This is a genomic window from Streptomyces phaeochromogenes, assembly GCF_001418655.1.
GTDB lineage: Bacteria > Actinomycetota > Actinomycetes > Streptomycetales > Streptomycetaceae > Streptomyces > Streptomyces phaeochromogenes.
On sequence record NZ_LIQZ01000055.1, the window covers coordinates 1 to 15,294 of the forward strand.

18 protein-coding genes and 2 pseudogenes are annotated in these 15,294 nt (G+C 69.9%); 11 read left to right on the forward strand and 9 right to left on the reverse strand.

Annotated elements, in window-relative coordinates; genetic code table 11:
- Window positions 1-13: 13 nt before the first annotated feature.
- From AOK17_RS48135 to AOK17_RS07700, 4 genes and pseudogenes are all read left to right on the forward strand, one after another.
- Window positions 14-184 (forward strand): annotated as a pseudogene (locus AOK17_RS48135) (hypothetical protein); the annotation flags it as partial.
- Window positions 181-1,236, forward strand: coding sequence for an amidohydrolase family protein (locus tag AOK17_RS07690; protein WP_055611573.1), 1,056 nt, complete (start codon window positions 181-183; stop codon window positions 1,234-1,236). The pseudogene AOK17_RS48135 and the gene AOK17_RS07690, both read left to right, overlap by 4 nt.
- A 300-nt stretch (window positions 1,237-1,536) precedes the next feature.
- Complete coding sequence (locus AOK17_RS07695; RefSeq protein ID WP_055611574.1) at window positions 1,537-2,529, forward strand: pectate lyase family protein; 993 nt, start codon at window positions 1,537-1,539, stop codon at window positions 2,527-2,529.
- Window positions 2,530-2,576: 47 nt separating this feature from the next.
- The gene (locus AOK17_RS07700) at window positions 2,577-3,359 is read left to right on the forward strand and encodes a pectate lyase (RefSeq protein WP_055611575.1); all 783 of its coding nucleotides are present in this window, start codon (window positions 2,577-2,579) and stop codon (window positions 3,357-3,359) included.
- Between the two features lie 86 nt (window positions 3,360-3,445).
- On the opposite strand, the gene AOK17_RS07705 is transcribed toward AOK17_RS07700, so the two are convergent.
- A complete protein-coding gene (locus tag AOK17_RS07705) occupies window positions 3,446-5,209 on the reverse strand; it encodes a hydroxysqualene dehydroxylase (protein ID WP_055611576.1) in 1,764 nt (587 codons plus the stop codon).
- Window positions 5,210-5,509: 300 nt separating this feature from the next.
- On the opposite strand from AOK17_RS07705, the gene cynS reads away from it, so the two are divergent.
- Together cynS and AOK17_RS07715 are read left to right on the forward strand one after the other, a co-directional pair.
- Window positions 5,510-5,956 (forward strand): cyanase, encoded by a 447-nt coding sequence (gene cynS, locus AOK17_RS07710; RefSeq protein WP_055611577.1) that lies wholly within the window; start codon window positions 5,510-5,512, stop codon window positions 5,954-5,956.
- Window positions 5,957-6,006: 50 nt separating this feature from the next.
- On the forward strand, window positions 6,007-6,372 hold the full coding sequence (locus AOK17_RS07715; RefSeq protein WP_055611578.1) for a hypothetical protein: 366 nt from the start codon (window positions 6,007-6,009) through the stop codon (window positions 6,370-6,372).
- Between the two features lie 74 nt (window positions 6,373-6,446).
- On the opposite strand, the gene AOK17_RS07720 is transcribed toward AOK17_RS07715, so the two are convergent.
- The 3 genes and pseudogenes from AOK17_RS07720 to AOK17_RS07730 all read right to left on the reverse strand — a co-directional run bounded on the left by AOK17_RS07720 (window position 6,447) and on the right by AOK17_RS07730 (window position 9,134).
- Entirely contained in the window at window positions 6,447-7,460 is a 1,014-nt protein-coding gene (locus AOK17_RS07720) for an NAD(P)/FAD-dependent oxidoreductase (protein WP_055611579.1), read from the reverse strand.
- A pseudogene (locus AOK17_RS07725) lies at window positions 7,457-7,994 on the reverse strand (isoprenylcysteine carboxyl methyltransferase family protein). The gene AOK17_RS07720 and the pseudogene AOK17_RS07725 overlap by 4 nt, the downstream one beginning before the upstream one ends.
- Before the next feature lie 54 nt (window positions 7,995-8,048).
- Window positions 8,049-9,134 carry a type III polyketide synthase gene (locus tag AOK17_RS07730; RefSeq protein WP_055611580.1) on the reverse strand — a complete coding sequence of 362 codons (1,086 nt, stop codon included), beginning with the start codon at window positions 9,132-9,134 and terminating at the stop codon, window positions 8,049-8,051.
- Between the two features lie 170 nt (window positions 9,135-9,304).
- Between AOK17_RS07730 and AOK17_RS07735 the strand changes: the two genes are divergently transcribed.
- Window positions 9,305-10,171 carry a UbiA family prenyltransferase gene (locus AOK17_RS07735; RefSeq protein ID WP_055611581.1) on the forward strand — a complete coding sequence of 289 codons (867 nt, stop codon included), beginning with the start codon at window positions 9,305-9,307 and terminating at the stop codon, window positions 10,169-10,171.
- A gap of 146 nt (window positions 10,172-10,317) precedes the next feature.
- On the opposite strand, the gene AOK17_RS07740 is transcribed toward AOK17_RS07735, so the two are convergent.
- From AOK17_RS07740 to AOK17_RS07750, 3 genes are all read right to left on the reverse strand, one after another.
- Window positions 10,318-10,908: a hypothetical protein gene (locus AOK17_RS07740; RefSeq protein WP_055611582.1), complete on the reverse strand. Its 591-nt coding sequence runs from the start codon at window positions 10,906-10,908 to the stop codon at window positions 10,318-10,320.
- Between the two features lie 138 nt (window positions 10,909-11,046).
- Window positions 11,047-11,388, reverse strand: coding sequence for a hypothetical protein (locus tag AOK17_RS07745; RefSeq protein ID WP_245697045.1), 342 nt, complete (start codon window positions 11,386-11,388; stop codon window positions 11,047-11,049).
- Complete coding sequence (locus AOK17_RS07750; protein ID WP_055611584.1) at window positions 11,354-11,545, reverse strand: hypothetical protein; 192 nt, start codon at window positions 11,543-11,545, stop codon at window positions 11,354-11,356. Before AOK17_RS07750 ends, AOK17_RS07745 begins: the two co-directional genes overlap by 35 nt.
- A gap of 709 nt (window positions 11,546-12,254) precedes the next feature.
- On the opposite strand from AOK17_RS07750, the gene AOK17_RS51220 reads away from it, so the two are divergent.
- The 4 genes from AOK17_RS51220 to AOK17_RS07770 all read left to right on the forward strand — a co-directional run bounded on the left by AOK17_RS51220 (window position 12,255) and on the right by AOK17_RS07770 (window position 14,019).
- Window positions 12,255-12,410 carry a hypothetical protein gene (locus AOK17_RS51220; RefSeq protein ID WP_169801900.1) on the forward strand — a complete coding sequence of 52 codons (156 nt, stop codon included), beginning with the start codon at window positions 12,255-12,257 and terminating at the stop codon, window positions 12,408-12,410.
- Window positions 12,411-12,484: 74 nt separating this feature from the next.
- Entirely contained in the window at window positions 12,485-12,898 is a 414-nt protein-coding gene (locus tag AOK17_RS07760; RefSeq protein WP_063997182.1) for an ANTAR domain-containing protein, read from the forward strand.
- Window positions 12,899-13,054: 156 nt separating this feature from the next.
- Window positions 13,055-13,342 (forward strand): hypothetical protein, encoded by a 288-nt coding sequence (locus AOK17_RS07765; protein ID WP_055611586.1) that lies wholly within the window; start codon window positions 13,055-13,057, stop codon window positions 13,340-13,342.
- Window positions 13,343-13,626: 284 nt separating this feature from the next.
- Window positions 13,627-14,019 (forward strand): STAS domain-containing protein, encoded by a 393-nt coding sequence (locus tag AOK17_RS07770; RefSeq protein ID WP_055611587.1) that lies wholly within the window; start codon window positions 13,627-13,629, stop codon window positions 14,017-14,019.
- 117 nt (window positions 14,020-14,136) lie between these two features.
- Here the strand turns inward: AOK17_RS07770 and AOK17_RS52035 are convergent, their stop codons facing one another.
- Window positions 14,137-14,769: a hypothetical protein gene (locus tag AOK17_RS52035; RefSeq protein WP_245697046.1), complete on the reverse strand. Its 633-nt coding sequence runs from the start codon at window positions 14,767-14,769 to the stop codon at window positions 14,137-14,139.
- Window positions 14,766-15,191: an STAS domain-containing protein gene (locus AOK17_RS07780; protein WP_063997183.1), complete on the reverse strand. Its 426-nt coding sequence runs from the start codon at window positions 15,189-15,191 to the stop codon at window positions 14,766-14,768. Before AOK17_RS07780 ends, AOK17_RS52035 begins: the two co-directional genes overlap by 4 nt.
- Between the last annotated feature and the right edge of the window lie 103 nt (window positions 15,192-15,294).

Sequence of the window (15,294 nt, forward strand, 5' to 3'; positions counted from 1 at the left end):
GATGCCGTAGCGCGCCGAGGCGGCCTCGGCGCGCTACGGCATCGACGCCCGAAGCCTGCTCGTCGAGGTCGGACGGCGGGGCATGGTCGGCGGCCAGGAAGACATGATCACCGACGTGGCGCTCGACCTGCTCACCGCCCGAGAGGCACGAGAGGCACGAGAGGCCTTGGAGTCCAGCTCATGAATGCCGCCGCGGGCCGCATCGACGTCCACCAGCACATCGTCCCTTCTTTCTACCGGGACCGTCTTGTTGCTTCGGGTATCGCGGAGGCCGGCGGCCGTGCCCTGCCTGACTGGAGTCCTGAAGCGGCCCTGGAGGTGATGGACCTGCTGGGCACCGACACGGCGATCGTGTCCGTGTCCACCCCGGGCACCGCCTTCCTCACCGATCCGCAGGAGGCCGCCGACCTGGCGCGACGGCTCAACGACTTCTCCGCGTCCCTCGCCGCCGAACACCCCTCCCGCTTCGGCTACTTCGCCACCCTGCCCATGCCCGACACCGCCGCCTCCGCGACCGAGGCCCGCCGGGCCCTGGACGACCTGGGCGCCGACGGAGTCACCCTCCTGGCCAACAACCAGGGCGTCTACCTCGGCGCGGACGGCCAGGACGGCCAGGACGCACTCTGGCAGACCCTGAACGACCGGGGTGCCGTCGTCTTCGTCCACCCGGCCGAGCTCCCGGCCCCCGCCGTCGAGAACATCCCCCCGTTCGCCGCCGACTTCCTGCTGGACACGACCCGGGCCGCCTACCTCCTCGTACGCAACGGAGTCGTCCGGCGCCACCCGCGCATCCGGTTCGTCCTCAGCCACGCGGGCGGCTTCGTGCCCTACGCCTCCCATCGCATGGCCACCGCCATCGCGGCCGACACCGGGCGCAGCCCCCTGGACGTGCTGGACGACTTCCGCGGCTTCTACTACGACACCGCGCTGTCCTCCAGCCCCGCCGCCCTGCCCACGCTGCTCGCCTTCGCCCGTCCCGGACATGTCCTGTTCGGCAGCGACTGGCCGTTCGCCCCCGCCATCGCGGGCCAGTACTTCGTCAACGGCCTCGAAAGCGGTGTGGACCCCGCTGTCCTCCGGGCCGTCAACCGAACCAACGCCGAAGCCCTGTTCCCACGGCTGGCCGGCACCGCCGCACCGGTCGCGGCCCGCCCGGCCCCGATGCGCCTGAGGCAGTCGGCTCAACGGGCCGTCGCCCGCTTCCTCTTCAAACTCGTCCAGCCCGGCACCGGTTGAGACACGCGTCCCCATTGAGCAGCACGATGTTGCCCGATACGGGAGTTGGCCGGATGCGTTCTGCGCGAAGCGTTGACTAGAAAGCGCTTGCCCCTTACGTTTCCCGTTCAGCAGCGTGACCCGCCGCTGGCATCTCGTATATGAGATGCCAGATGCCGGAGGCGTTATGGCCTGGGGACGTGCACTCTCCAGGACGTCGCCGCGAGCCCCGTGCGGGGGCGCTGCGTCCGCAAGGCGATCCAAATAGTGAACATCGTTCACATATCTGAAAAATGGACGCTCTCGAAGGGACGCACCCGCATGCGTACTCTCCCCCCACCGCTCCCCCCACGCTCCCGTCCGAGGAGACTCGTCGTCTCCACGGTCGCGGCAGCCGCTCTCGCCGTCACCACCGCCGTCGCTCTGCCGCAGTCCGCGGGTGCCGCCGAAACCTCCCCCATCGGCTTCGGCGCCGGCACCACGGGCGGCGGCGGTGCGAGTGCCGTCACCGTCTCCACGCTCGCCGCGTTCAAGACGGCCGTCACCGGCAACACCGCCAAGGTCGTCCGGGTCAGCGGGCTGATCCCGCTCACCGGTCAGGTCGACGTCGGGTCCAACACCACGGTTCTGGGCGTCGGTTCGTCGTCCGGCTTCACCGGCGGCGGGCTGCGGCTGAAGGAAGTGACGAACGTCGTCATCCGCAACCTCAACATCAGCAAGCCGGTCGCGCCCTCCGACGGCGTCACCGTGCAGAAGTCCACGAAGGTCTGGATCGACCACAACTCCTTCTCGGCGGACCGCGACCACGACAAGGACTACTACGACGGTCTGCTCGACATCAATCACGGCTCCGACGGCGTCACCGTGTCCTGGAACACCTTCAAGGACCACTTCAAGGGCTCGCTCGCCGGTCACAGCGACAACAATGCGAGCGAGGACACCGGGCACCTGAAGATCACGTACCACCACAACCACTTCAGCAACGTCTACTCGCGCATCCCCAGCCTGCGCTTCGGCACCGGGCACTTCTACGACAACTACGTCGAGGGTGCCGACACCGCCGTGCACTCGCGCATGGGCGCCCAGATGCTCGTCGAGAACAACGTCTTCCGTACGACGAAGATCGCGGTCACGACGAACCGCAGCAGCGACGTGGACGGCTACGCCAACCTGCGCGGCAACGACCTGGGCGGAGCCGCCACCGAGGTCTCGCAGGTCGGCACCTTCACCTCCGCTCCGTACAGCTACAGCGCCGAGCCCGCCTCCTCCGTCGTCGCCTCGGTGACGAGCGGTGCGGGCGCCGGAAAGCTCTGACCGACCCCCACAAGCCGACCCCCACAACCGGAAGAAGGCACAGGGACATGACTTCTCCAGCAATCCCGCGCGCCCGTCGACGCGCGCTGACCGGCACCCTGACCGCACTCGGCCTCTCGTCTGTCATGATCACGACAGTCGGAGCGCCGCCGGCGAGTGCCGCCACCTGGCCGACACCGTCCAGCAGCCAGGGCGTGAGTTCGACCATCTCCGTCTCGGGTGTCAGGGACGGCGGCATGGTGCGGTACTACGGCAGCGGCGACCTGGCCGGTGACGGACAGGAAGAGGGGCAGGACCCGATCTTCAAGCTCGCCGCCGGCGCCACCCTCAGGAACGTCATCATCGGCGCGCCCGGCGCCGACGGCATCCACTGCGAGGGCAACTGCACCCTGCAGAACGTCTGGTGGGAGGACGTCGGCGAGGACGCCGCCACCTTCCGCGGCGGCTCGACGTACACCGTGACCGGCGGCGGCGCCAAGAAGGCGGCCGACAAGGTCTTCCAGCACAACGGGCCCGGCACCCTGAACATCTCCAACTTCGCCGTCAGCGAGTTCAAGACGCTGTACCGGTCCTGCGGCGACTGCTCCACCCAGTACACACGCAAGGTGAACCTCAGCAACATCGAGGTGACCGGCACGGGATCCACCGCGCGGCTCGTCGGCATCAACGTCAACCGCAACGACGTGGCGACGCTTCGGGGCATCACGATCCTGAACGACTCCAGCCGGAAGGTCATCCCCTGCCAGAAGTACAACAACAACACCGCGGTGGGTACGGGCCCCGACAGCACCAACTGCCTGTACGCCGCTTCGGACATCACCTACAGGTGAGCCGACACGGGTGAGCCAGGGCCCGGCGGTCGGACGAACTTCCCTTTCTCCCATGGAGGTTCGCTCGGCCGCCGGGCCCAATGCCGTCAACCGACGTCGAAGAGATTCGGCAGTCGCAGGAAGTGGCGGGTCCGGTCGTGGCGTTTGAGGGCCTCGAACTCCGGGGCCCGGTACAGCGGGGTGACAGTGCATCGTTCGGCGGCCGAACCGACCCTGTCCAGAAGGGCGTTGACGGCCTGCCGGGCCGAGGTGTTGGCGCCTTCCATGGTGGCCAGATCGATGGGCACGGCCACGTAGTCGCCGGACAGGAAGAGGTTGGGGATCTTCGTGGCCGACTGTGGGCGGTGGTGGAAGGTCCCCGTCGGATGGATGAGCAACTGCTCCTCGTTGACCGGGTTCGGGGTGCCGAGTCCGTCCACGGCCGGGTCGAGGAACCAGGAGTGCAGCACGGAGTCCTTGAGGACCGTACGGCCGGTGTCGTTGAGGGCCGCCTTCAACTGCGCCCACACCTCGCGGGCGACTTCGGTGCGGGTGCACTGCTTGGCGGTCTTGCCGTACAGGATGCCCGGCCGGTCCCACTCGGAGACGTCCACGGACAGGCAGTCCGCGACCGTGCCGTCGCCGAAGTCCCTGGGAAAGTCGTGGCCCGGCCAGTGCTGGGCCTGGGCTATCGCGGTCAGCGACCAGGGGGAGTCGATGAGGTCGAGGTGGCCGTGCAGGATCGGCGTACGTTCCGTCAGATAGAACTGGATGCCGGTCATCCAGTCCGTCTCCAGCCGGTCGCACTCGGCGAGTTGGGGGTCGGCGGCGCGTACGGCGGAGTTCCAGGTGCGGCGCGCGTGCTCGACCGGCATGGCCGAGATGTAGTGGTCGGCGGTGACGGTCCGGCGGGCTCCGCCCGGGTCCTCCATGACGGCCCCGGCGATCCGCCCCGAGGCCAGGGTCAGGTCGCGTACGGTCCAGCCGAGCTGGAACTCCACCCCGAGTGACTTCAGGTACGTCACCCAGGGGTCGATCCACGCCTCGTTGGTGGGCGCGTTGAGGATCCGGTCCAGTGGTCCGTCCGCACCCCGCCCGAGGATGTTGAAGGCGAAGGCCTCCAGCAGGGTGGCGACCGTACGGGTACTGGCCTCCTCCGCCTTGGTGGCCACGATGTTGCGGGTGATGCCGATGGCGAGGATCCGCTGGTAGTCGTACGACATCCGGCCGGCCCGGACGAACTCCCACCACGGCATCTGCTCCCAGACCTCGTCGCGGCGTTCGTCGCAGCTGGTGAGGAAGACGAGGAAGCGGTTGGCGAAGTAGAGGGCCTCGTGGAGGGGGAGGTTGAAGGCGGTGTCCAGGACCGCGGTGAGGGCGCGGCGGATCTCGTCGGGGGTGAGTTCGGCCGGGGTGTTGTCGGGCCAGGGGAGAGGGATCCGGATGTCCTCACGGCCTCCCGACCGGGCGAACAGCATCTCCTTGGGGGCGACGAGGTTGTCGTGGACGCCGTTGGGGTTGCCGGGGAAGGGGATGCGCCGCATGGTGTCGGGCAGGTTGTGGTAAATGCCGGGGATGAAGCGGAAGCCGTGCTCCCCGGGCAGGGGTCCGCGACCACCCGTGGCGCTGTCCGGTACATCCATGCTGCGGGCCTTGCCGCCCAGCGCCTTGCGCTCGTAGACCGTCACCCGGAAGCCACGTTCGGCGAGTTCGTGTGCCGCCGTGAGGCCTGCGACGCCCCCGCCCAGTACGGCCACGGTCTGCGGGGCGGCGCTGCTCTGGGCCGCCGCCCGCTGGGAGGTCGCCAGAGCGACTCCGCCGCCGGCAGCCGCGGCTGAACCCAGGAACCCTCTGCGCGTGGTACCGCCCACTGCTCCCCCTTACCGTCGGTAACCATTGGCGCACGAGGATATGAGTGCCGCACGGATCTCGGAAGGTGACCGACGAAGCCCGAGTCACTTTGGCTTGATGCCGCATCGCCTCGGCGGCACCGATGGTGTGCGGCGAAGCCATTCCCGGTCCAGCTGCGGCCGGCCGCCTACCGAAAGGCGCGGGCGGCAGGTCCGGGTCCGTACGAGCGACGGTCCTGTGATGGCTGACCGGTCGTGGCGATGGGCATTGGTCTCTGGTGTGACGCGCCGCAAAGGCCACTGCCGTCAAGGGAGATGCACATGCTCAGCAAGCAGGAAGCCGCCGAAGCCGTACGTCAGGCCAAGGTGAAGACCGGGGTCACGTGGGCCCAACTGGCCGAAGCGGTCGGCAGGCCGCCGGCCTGGACCACGGCCGCCCTCCTCGGTCAGCACCCCATGGACAAGGACGAAGCGGCCACGGCGGCGGCGCTGCTCGAACTCGGCGACGATGCCGCCCTTGCCTTCCAACTCCAGCCGACCCGCGGAGCCCTGGACGCCGCCGTGCCCGTGGACCCCACGATCTACCGGCTGTACGAGGTCGTTCAGGTCTACGGGCCGACCATCAAGGAGCTGATCCATGAGCAGTTCGGCGACGGCATCATGAGTGCGATCAACTTCCGGCTCGACATCCAGCGCGTTCCCGACCCTGCGGGCGACCGGGTCGTCATCACCCTCGACGGGAAGTACTTGCCGTACCAGTGGGAGTGAGGCCCAAGCCCAGCCACTCGTGATCCGGCCGAAGGTGCGAGGATGCGCTCGTGGTGACAGATGCCGAGTGGACCCGGATTCGCGGGGGGCTGCGGTTCGGGCAGGTTTTCGAGGGCACCGTCGTGAAGGTTCCGCGGCCCGGTGCGATCGGGATCTTCGTGGACATCGGCCTGAGCGTCGGGGGCTTCGTCGACGTCCTCATGCTTCCGGAACAGACCGAGGACTGGCCGACGGAAGGCACGGTTGCCGATTTCGAGATCTGGTGGGCCGACAGCCGCCGGCAGATCCGGCTGAAGCCGTCCGACTCCCACTATCTGCGGAACGACTTCACCGGCTTTGTGGAACGCTTCCGTCCCAACTGGCCGTTCGAGGTCGGCCAGCCCGTTCGTGACCCCGACCCTCCGCCCCCTCGATGAGGCGCTGGAGGCTGGAGGCAGGCGGGTGGCCACAGGCCACGTAGGCCGGCAGGGTCGGCCACATCGTTCTACTGCTACTGCAGTGCGTGGACCGCGGCTGAGAACACCGGGGGCATCCGGGACGCTGCGGGGACGATGAGGCGGGCGGTGCCGGGTCGGCGGCCGGCGGCCAGCAGGGCGCCGGTCAGCAGTCGGTGGCGGCGGGTCAGCCGGGTCCAGGCGCGCTCGTACGCGTCCGGTCGCCCGGCGGCCAGACAGCGGACGGCGGCCCCGGCCGTCGCCAGCGCGAGCGCGATGCCCTCGCCGGTGAGGGCGTCCAGATAGCCCGCGGCGTCGCCGACAAGCAGGACCCGGCCGGCGGTTCTGCGCCGCACCCGCTGCCGCAGTGGTCCGGCGCCGCGTACCTCCGTCGCGGCCGTTCCGCGCAGCGACGCGGTGAGAGCGGGGAAGGCGGCCAGGTGCTCGTCGTACCCGCGACGGCTGCGGCTGAGGATCGCGACGCCCACCAGGTCGTCGCCGACCGGCGTCACATAGGCCTCGCCGTGCCGGGACCAGTGGACCTCCACGAAGTCCGTCCACGGCTCGACGCGGTAGTGCCGGCGCAGTCCATAACGGCCGTGGGGGCGGTTCGGCAGTTCCAGCCCCAAGGCCCGGCGCACCGGGGAGTGCAGGCCGTCTGCGGCGATCAGCCAACGGGCCGTGGTCCCGGCGGCGGTGACCGTGTCCGCGCTCTGGTGTACGGCGCCGACCTTGCCCGGCAGCATGCGCACGCCGAGGTCGAGCGCGCGCTGGTGCAGTGCGGAGTGCAGCGTCGTACGGCGGATTCCGAGCCCGCTGCGACCGCGGAAGGACGCCTCGGCGAAGGCGGTGCCGTCCACGTAGCGGATGCCGCGCAGTTCGCGGCCACTGACGTCGACGCCCAGTGCTCGCAGCGCGGCGACTCCGCCGGGCATGACGCCTTCTCCGCAGGCCTTGTCCACGGGCGAGTTCCGGGGTTCGACGACGACGGCCTCCAGGCCGGCGAGCGCGGCGTGGATGGCGGCGGCCAGACCGGCCGGCCCGCCGCCGGCCACCAGTACGTCGATCACGCCGGAGCGGGCGTGGTCGAGGTGGTCGCGGCGGTCAGCGCCCGGTTCTCGCAGCGGATGCGTACGGTGAGCAGTGCGGCGTTGAGCACCGTGAACGCGGTCGCGGTGACCCAGGCGGTGTGGATCAGGGGCAGCGCCACCCCCTCGGCGACGACGGCCACGTAGTTCGGGTGCCGCAGCCACCGCCAGCGGTAGGGTCCGCCGGTCACCAGCGGCAGCCCGGGTACGACGATCACCCGGGTGTTCCAGCGGGGTCCCAAGGTGTGGATGCACCACCACCGCAGCGCCTGGGAGGCCGCCAGCACGGCCAGCATCGGCCAGGCCAGCAGGCACGAAGGGCCGGTCGGCCAGCCACACCTCGGCCGGACAGGCGATCAGCAGGCCGGTGTGGAGCGCGACCATCGCCGGGTAGTGGCCCTGCCCGGCCACGGTCGCGCCGCGGGCGGTGCTCCACCGCTCGTTGCGGCGGGCGACGACGAGTTCGGCGACGCGTTCACCGGCGACGGCCGCCACCAGCAGTCCGTACCAGATCATGTGTCCACTGTCCTCCGTGTCCTCTGCGTCCTTCGTGTCCTTTGACGGGGTGAACTACCAGCGCAGCAGGACGAGTTCGGAGGCGAAGCCGGGGCCCATCGCCAGGAGCACACCCGGCGTGCCCGGCGGCGGGCGGCGTTCGGCCAGGGTGTCGCGCAGTACGTGGAGCACCGACGACGAGGACAGGTTGCCCACGTCGGCCAGGTGACGCCAGGTCACATCGAGCGCCTCCTCGGGCAGGTCGAGGGCCTCGGTGACGGCCTCGAGGACCTTGGGGCCTCCCGGGTGGCACACCCAGGCGGTCACGTCCTTCGGCTTGATCCCGTGGTCGCCGAGGAACCCCTCGACGTCGTCGGCGAGATACTGACGCACCACATCGGGGACCTGGGGGTCGAGGACGACCTGGAAACCGGAGTCCTTGATGTCCCAGCCCATGACGCGTCCGGTGTCCGGATACAGGTGGCTGCGGGTGTCCACGATCGTCGGGCCGACGCTCTCGTCCAGGCGGCCCTCGCGGCCCTTGAGGCCCGGGCGGTTCGCGCCGCAGGCGACGACCGCGGCGGCGCCGTCGCCGAACAGCCCGGTGGCGACCAGGTTGGCCATGGAGGCGTCGTTGCGCTGGAAGGTGAGCGAGCACAACTCGACCGACAGCAGCACCGCCACGTGGTCGGGCCGGCCCAGCAGGTAGTCGTGCATACGGGCCAGGCCGGCGGCGCCGCCGGCACAGCCCAGGCCGAACAGGGGCAGCCGTGTGACGTCCGGCCGCAGTCCGAGGCGGCCGGCCAGCCGTGCGTCGATCGAGGGGGTCGCGATGCCGGTGACGGAGGTGAAGATCAGCAGATCCACGTCGGCTGCGGACAGACCGGCCATGTCCAGTGCGTCCCGGACGGCCTTGGCGCCCAGGTCGGTGGCAGCGGCGATGAAGACATCGTTGGCGGCGCCGAATCCGTCCAGTTCCGCGTAGCGTTCGAGTGGCAGCGTCATGTGGCGCGAGCGGACCTTCGCGCTGCGGTGCAGCCGGTCCAGTACCCGGCGGTCGGTGCCCTCGGGCAGGCAGGTGCGGGCCACCATGTCGGTGATCTCGGACTGGGTGCGACGGTGGGGTGCGAGGGCACCGTGAACGGCGGCGATCCGCGTCATATGGTTCCCGTCCGATTCGCGGCTCTGGTGAGGTGCCACCCACTCCGGTGAGTCGCTCCCCACGTGTTCCCCGGCCCGGGACGTCGGCACCATGAATCGCCCGTCCGGCCGTTCCTCCCCAGGGGCGTGTGCTCCGGCCGGACGGGGCTCGGGCGCCTACGATCGGCCGGGTGAGCACTCCCGAGCAGGCTACGGGCGGCCCGGCCGCGAGTTGGGCCGGCCGGATGAGTGGTCTGGCCGGATCATGTCACCCCGGGCCTGTCGTGGCGGTCGCCGCGCTGATGACCGCTCTCGCTGTCACCGCCGGTCAGAGTGCCGGGCGTTGCGTTCTGACCGCCGCGGCCGTGCTGACCGGGCAGCTGTCCGTCGGCTGGTGCAACGACGCGTTCGACGCGAACCGGGACATCGCCGCCGGCCGCCGCGGCAAACCCGTCGTCGACGGCACGGTCGGTGTGACGGAGGTGTGGGGGGCCGCCTGTGCCGCGCTGGCGCTGTGCGTGCCGCTCTCGCTCGCCTGCGGCCTGTGGGCGGGCGCCGTTCACCTGACCGGGGTGGCGGCGGCATGGGCGTACGACCTGCGGCTCAAGGCGACAGCATGGTCCTGGGCGCCGTACGCGGTGGGTTTCGCCGCCCTCCCGGCGTTCGTGGCCCTCGGCCTGCCGGGACAGCCGTGGCCCGCCTGGTGGGTCGTCACCGCCGGGGCCCTACTGGGGGTCGGCGCCCACCTGGGAGACGTACTGCCGGACATCCGTGCGGATCTGGCGACGGGCGTACGGGGATGGCCGCACCGGCTTGGCCCGGACGGCGCGCGGCTGCTGCTGCCGGTGCCGCTGGTCGCCGCGTCCGCGGTGCTGGCGCTGGGGCCCGCCGGGCCACCCGGCCGGTGGGGAATGGCGGCGCTCGCGGTGGCCGCCGTGGCCGCGCTGGCCGGCACGGTGCTGGGACGTCGCTGGGAACGCGCGGCGTTCGCGTCAGCGGTCGCCGTGGCGGTGGTGGACGTGGCGCTACTCCTGCTGCGCGGCACCGGAATCGCCTGACCACGCCGCCTAGCCGGCCGGGCCCCCACCCCACGAAACCCACAAACAGAGGCAGGAGTTCCCCGATCCCTGCCGCGCGACCTGCCCGCCACGGCGGACGGTACGGTCCCGTCCGCCGTGGCGCCGGCATCTGTCTGTCCAGCCGGCTACATGTCGCCGTTGACGTAGGGGCTCAGCGCGCCCGTGTTTTTATAGGCTCCGACGGCGATGCAGCCGGCCCGGTCGTTGAGGTACAGCGTCTGCTCGGTGACGCCCCACTGCTTCGTCTTGGTCCATTTGCCATTCTTGTTGAAGTAGCCGTACCGCTTCGCCCGGCCATTGTGGCCGTTGAGGGAGTTGTACGGGTCGTTGCGCCTGAAGGAGATGGCTTCGGCTTCCCGGTTTCCCTCGTAGCCGCAGGTGTAGTCGGGGAACAGGTGAGCGGTCCAGCCCAGGTTGGGGGCCCTCATGTAGCCCGAGGAGGGCTTGTCGGCTGCGGCGTGGCCGCGCAGGGTGTAGTCCGTACGGGCGTCGGTGACGGGGAAGACCCAGATCCTGGCGGCCTTGCCCTGGTTGAGGTTGGTGTCCTCGTAGAGGCACAGGCTCATGCTCGGACAGTCGCCCGATCCTTGCCCGAGCAGTTCCTTTACCTCCGGGGCTGCCTTTCGGGCGGTCGGCTCGTGGCCCTGGGCGATGCCCGGCAGGGTGAGTGCGAGGGCCGCAGCGGCGACTGTCGTGGTGATCGTGAACCGTTTCATGATCCACTCAACGCACCAACCCTCGAACAGGCACCGCGGCAATCGGGTGCACTGCATCCCTCCCGCGCCCTGGCTACTCCCACGTCCGTGGTCCTCAAGGCCGAGTGACGTCAGCACTCACCGATATTGATCATGGAGCTACTGAGCGGTGGGCGCCGCCATGTGCAGCAGTCGTTCGGTGAGTTCCCGGTACTGCCTGAGCGCGACGCGTAGTTCCTCGGTCTGCGCTTCGGTGTCCTGGCCCTGCCGGCCCGATCGCAGGACGCGCCGTTGCTCTGTGAGGGTGTTTGTGAAGTGGGTGGTGACTTCGTCGAAGACGCTGTCGGCTTCCTCCACGGCCTGGCGTGGGCTGTCCATGAAGGTGTTGAGGGCCTGTTGGAGGCGCAGGGTGAGCTTGTCCCGTTCGCCCTGGGGGAGCAGCTCCGCGACCGGCTTGCGATCGGGGCTACCGGCGACCGCGGCTGTATCGGCGTCCGCCACGGCGTCCACCACCGCGCCTGCCACTGCTGCGCCCGCGCATGGCGAAGCCGACGATCCAGACGACGAGGAGTACGGCGGCGACCCACCAGAGGGTCTGCATGGTGAAGCCGAACCCGAACACCACCAGGATCAGCAGAAGGAGAAGAATCCAAAGCATTGCCGGGCCTCCAGATCGCGGGAAGTTCCTGAGTTCCGCGGGGTCCGGGCGAAGCGGGGAGGTGGAATGCGTCCCGAGTGATCCGGAATGGCATGGCCCTACGCCGTGCTGTCAGTCAACGCCTGGCAACCTCCCTTGTCAACGCGGTGTCTGCACGGGGGAGTTCTGCGAGCCGGGCAGGGGCCGCTGGGGCAATCGGAGCCTTGGCGGGACTGTCGACCGGCTCGGCCGGCGCCGCCGGGAGGATGCGGTCCTCCCACCAGGACAGGCCCATCACGGTGGCGAGCAGGACGAAGGGGACGGAAGCCGGAACGATCAGTACGTACATGCGTACCGCCTGCGGTGGATGCGTGCGACGCGGCGGGCAGCGGAGGGGGGATGCCCGCATGGGGCGCATCGAGGCTGCGACCGGATCGCGTAGCTACGGTGAGTGCGGGAGCGCCCGCCGGGGGCGGGACGGGTTCCGGCACTGATGCGCCAGGTGCGCCCTCGAAGGAGCGCGAGAGGTGATCGACGCTGCCGGGGGCTCGGGCCGCACCGCACACGCTAGCCCTTGCCGCTCTCCCTGGACAGACGGCAAGTGGCCATCCGGTTCCGGCGGAGGACGCTGACGTGGGTCGCTGTCCGCAACCGCTGGGGAGGACTACGCTGTTCGTGCAGGCCCCGGCCCCCGGCAGCGATGCCTTGTTCCGCCCCGGGGAGGCCCGCCGTGTTCGTTCTTCTGGTCATCCTGATCGTGGTCTTGTTCGGCCTCGGCTTCATGAACCCCATCTGGTGGGTGGCCGCGGCGGTGTTGGTGTTCGGCGCCGGGCGCGTTGGAGGCGCGAGGACCGTCGGGACCATGAACGCCGCGGGTGACCGATGAAGTTGCCCGACATCCAGATCCTGGGGTGGCTTGAGCCACCCCGGACGCGCGGAAATCGTGGAGAGGCACATGCCATGCAGCGCACAACTTTACTTCCGGAGAATTGGTGGGATCTGAGGGCCGAGGCCGTGGCGGGGGAGGCTGCGGCTCAGGACGTCGTGGTGCTGCACGCCGAGAATGATCAGCTGCGGCGGGCTCTGGCCGGCCGTATGGTCATCGACCAGGCCTGCGGCATGGTGATGGTCCTGGCGCCCTGCCGCCGCGGGCCGGCCCGGCACCTGCTGGTGGACATCTCGCGACAGTGCCACACCCAACTTCCGGACGTGGCTGCAGCCGTGGTCGCCGCCTGGGAGGGCGAGCCGCTCTCGCGGCTGATGCAGCGGGCACTGCGGCGGGCGCTGCGGCAGCTCTACGCGGAAGACCGGGAGTGCGACTCCTCACCGGCGGATGAGCCGTCCCGCCCACTCGAGGCCGCCCGGACGGGATGACTGCTCTGTGACGTTGGACCGTGTGCCAGATGGCCACGCCCCGCAAAGAGCAGCGGCAGTCTCCTTCGCGTCGGTTCGTCGGCGCCGACTCTGAATGGTGACCCGAGGAATGGTGACTCGAGGTTTCAACTCCTCCGTCAGGGCTAGTCGGTGGACATGTCCAGACGCTACGGCGGAAACCCCGCGGGGACGGTCATCTCCATCATCGCGGACATCACGGCACTGATCCTGATCCTGTGGATCGCCTTCTACCTGTTCGACGCCGACACCGCCAACGGTGTGGTCTCGTGGGTCCACGATGCGGCGAACTGGCTTTCGGGCTGGTCGCATGATCTCTTCACTATCCATTCGGACAACTGGCGTACCGTCGTCAACTACGGTCTGCCTGCTGTCGTCTACCTGCTGATCGGTCACGCGGTGGCCGGCCGGGCCGGCAGGACCTAGCCTCCCTCCGTCGACGCGCAGAACATCGGGGCGCGGCGGGCCGTCATTGGTCCACCGCCCTCGATGCCCGCAAGTCAGAGTCCGTACGCAGCATGAGCCGTTCGCGAGGTGCGGACGGCTGAAGTCGGCACAGCTCAGCCCCGGCCCCCGGCAGCGCGACACCCCGCCCGAGGAGGCCCATGATGGCTGCAGGTACCGCAACTCCCCTCATCCCAGCAGGAGTTCCCCGCGCTCCGAGGCCGGCGGACAGTCACTCGTCCCTGCAGAAGGACTGCTCCTCACCCGTGGTGTCCGCACGGGGCCGGCGGCCTGTGCTCGCCGTTCTGCCCGAGGACCGCGAGACGCTCGTCGTCAGCGGCAGTCTCGCTCTCGCCACCGTTCCAGGACTGCGCGAGCGTCTTCTGCGCGAATGCCACAGCCCTGGAAGCCGGGTGATCCTCGATCTGTCGGGAGTCACCTCCTGCGACACCATGGGCCTCGGGCTGCTCGTCGCCACGGCGCGCAGGCTCCGCCTCTCCGGCGGCGACCTGCGCCTCGCTGCCCCAAGCCGTGTCGTCGTCGAGGCGCTGGGCGACAGCGGGCTGATCCGGCTCTTCCGCGTCCTTCCCGGTACCGGTACGGCCGTCGGGAGCACGGCTGCGGAGGTGCCTGCGCCGGAGTGCCGGACAGTGGCCTAGGCACTCGCCTCCGCAGGGACGGACGCGGTGACGGCGGGCGATCACGTCACCACCCGTAATGCGGCCTCCGTCGCTGCACAACATCCAGCACACTGCCCCGGACGCCGGGGCGATCGGTCACCAACTCGGCTCCGCCGCAGTCGGTTCTCCGTGAGGAAGGACCAGCGCCCGCAGCACTGCAGGACCCGGTGGCCTGTAGACCAGGCCGATGTTGAGCCATCCCCGCGACTGGAACCCGGCGCAGGCCGCGCGGTGGGTCCGGTCCACCAGGGTCGCGCCGAGCAGGGCCCGGCGGTCGGCGAGCAGCCGCTCCTGCAGCCGGTCGGCCAGGCCCTGGTGCCGTTCGGAGTGGCGGACCACCATCCCGCTGATGGCGAAGACCTGTCCGGACGCGGTGAGTTGCTCGACGTCTTTCGGGAGCGTCCCCCGGAATCCGCTCCACCAGGAACCGTCACGCGGTACGGGGAATCCGAATGCGTACCCCACCAGGTCCGGTGCCTCGGCGGTCAGCATGGCGAACCCCGGTCGCCACATGTCACGGGTGAGACGGCGCAGGAAGTTCTTCCGGCCGCGGTACTCCCGACCGGGCACCCTGGCACATGACTCCTCGTACAGGTCCGCCAGGTCCTCCTGAAGCCCATCGGTCTGCCAGCGGTTGAGGCGGCGCAGGCTCAGGGACGTCGTGCGCGTGGAGAGGGGCTGGTGGCCTGCCCTTGTGCGTGATCGGATCGGCCTGGTCGGGGCCGTCACAGCACACCACCCAGGCGAGCGGGCCAGATCGGGGCGAGTCGGTGTGTGGCCTCGTACAGGGGTGGGAGCTGTGAGGGCGGCCGGTTTCCGCCGAGGGCGTCCGGGAGCGTGAGGAAGAGGGAGCCGGAGCCGGTGAGGGTGACGAGGCGTTCCAGTGCCGGGCTCGGGTGGACCAGTCGTAAGGACCCTCCGGCCGAGGCGGTGCGCAGCAGGGCGTACAGGAAGGCGTTGAGGCCGCTGCAGTCGCAGAAGGTCACCGCGGTCACATCGACGTCGATGGCACGGACGCCGTCGTGCAGGCACCGTTCCAGTGACGCGTGCACCAGGGGTGCCGAGTTCAGGTCGATCTCGCCGGTCAGGGTGACCAGTGTCCGGTTGTCGGTGTCGTGCCGGTGGACGCTCAGGGTGAGTGGGATGCGCATGGCAGGTGCCTCGGTTCACGGGACCGTGCCGGGCTTCGGACACGGTCGTACTGTGGTGCGGGCAGGTGAAGGGCCGGTCCAGCAGCGGGTGTTCCGGGGTGCA

Coding starts and splice junctions, on each gene's coding strand:
- AOK17_RS07690 (WP_055611573.1), top strand. CDS start 181: ATGAATGCCGCCGCGGGCCGCATCGACGTCCACCAGCACATCGTCCCT.
- AOK17_RS07695 (WP_055611574.1), top strand. CDS start 1,537: ATGCGTACTCTCCCCCCACCGCTCCCCCCACGCTCCCGTCCGAGGAGA.
- AOK17_RS07700 (WP_055611575.1), top strand. CDS start 2,577: ATGACTTCTCCAGCAATCCCGCGCGCCCGTCGACGCGCGCTGACCGGC.
- cynS (WP_055611577.1), top strand. CDS start 5,510: ATGCTCAGCAAGCAGGAAGCCGCCGAAGCCGTACGTCAGGCCAAGGTG.
- AOK17_RS07730 (WP_055611580.1), bottom strand. CDS start 9,134: ATGACGCGGATCGCCGCCGTTCACGGTGCCCTCGCACCCCACCGTCGC.
- AOK17_RS07740 (WP_055611582.1), bottom strand. CDS start 10,908: ATGAAACGGTTCACGATCACCACGACAGTCGCCGCTGCGGCCCTCGCA.
- AOK17_RS07750 (WP_055611584.1), bottom strand. CDS start 11,545: ATGCTTTGGATTCTTCTCCTTCTGCTGATCCTGGTGGTGTTCGGGTTC.
- AOK17_RS07760 (WP_063997182.1), top strand. CDS start 12,485: ATGCAGCGCACAACTTTACTTCCGGAGAATTGGTGGGATCTGAGGGCC.
- AOK17_RS07765 (WP_055611586.1), top strand. CDS start 13,055: ATGTCCAGACGCTACGGCGGAAACCCCGCGGGGACGGTCATCTCCATC.
- AOK17_RS07780 (WP_063997183.1), bottom strand. CDS start 15,191: ATGCGCATCCCACTCACCCTGAGCGTCCACCGGCACGACACCGACAAC.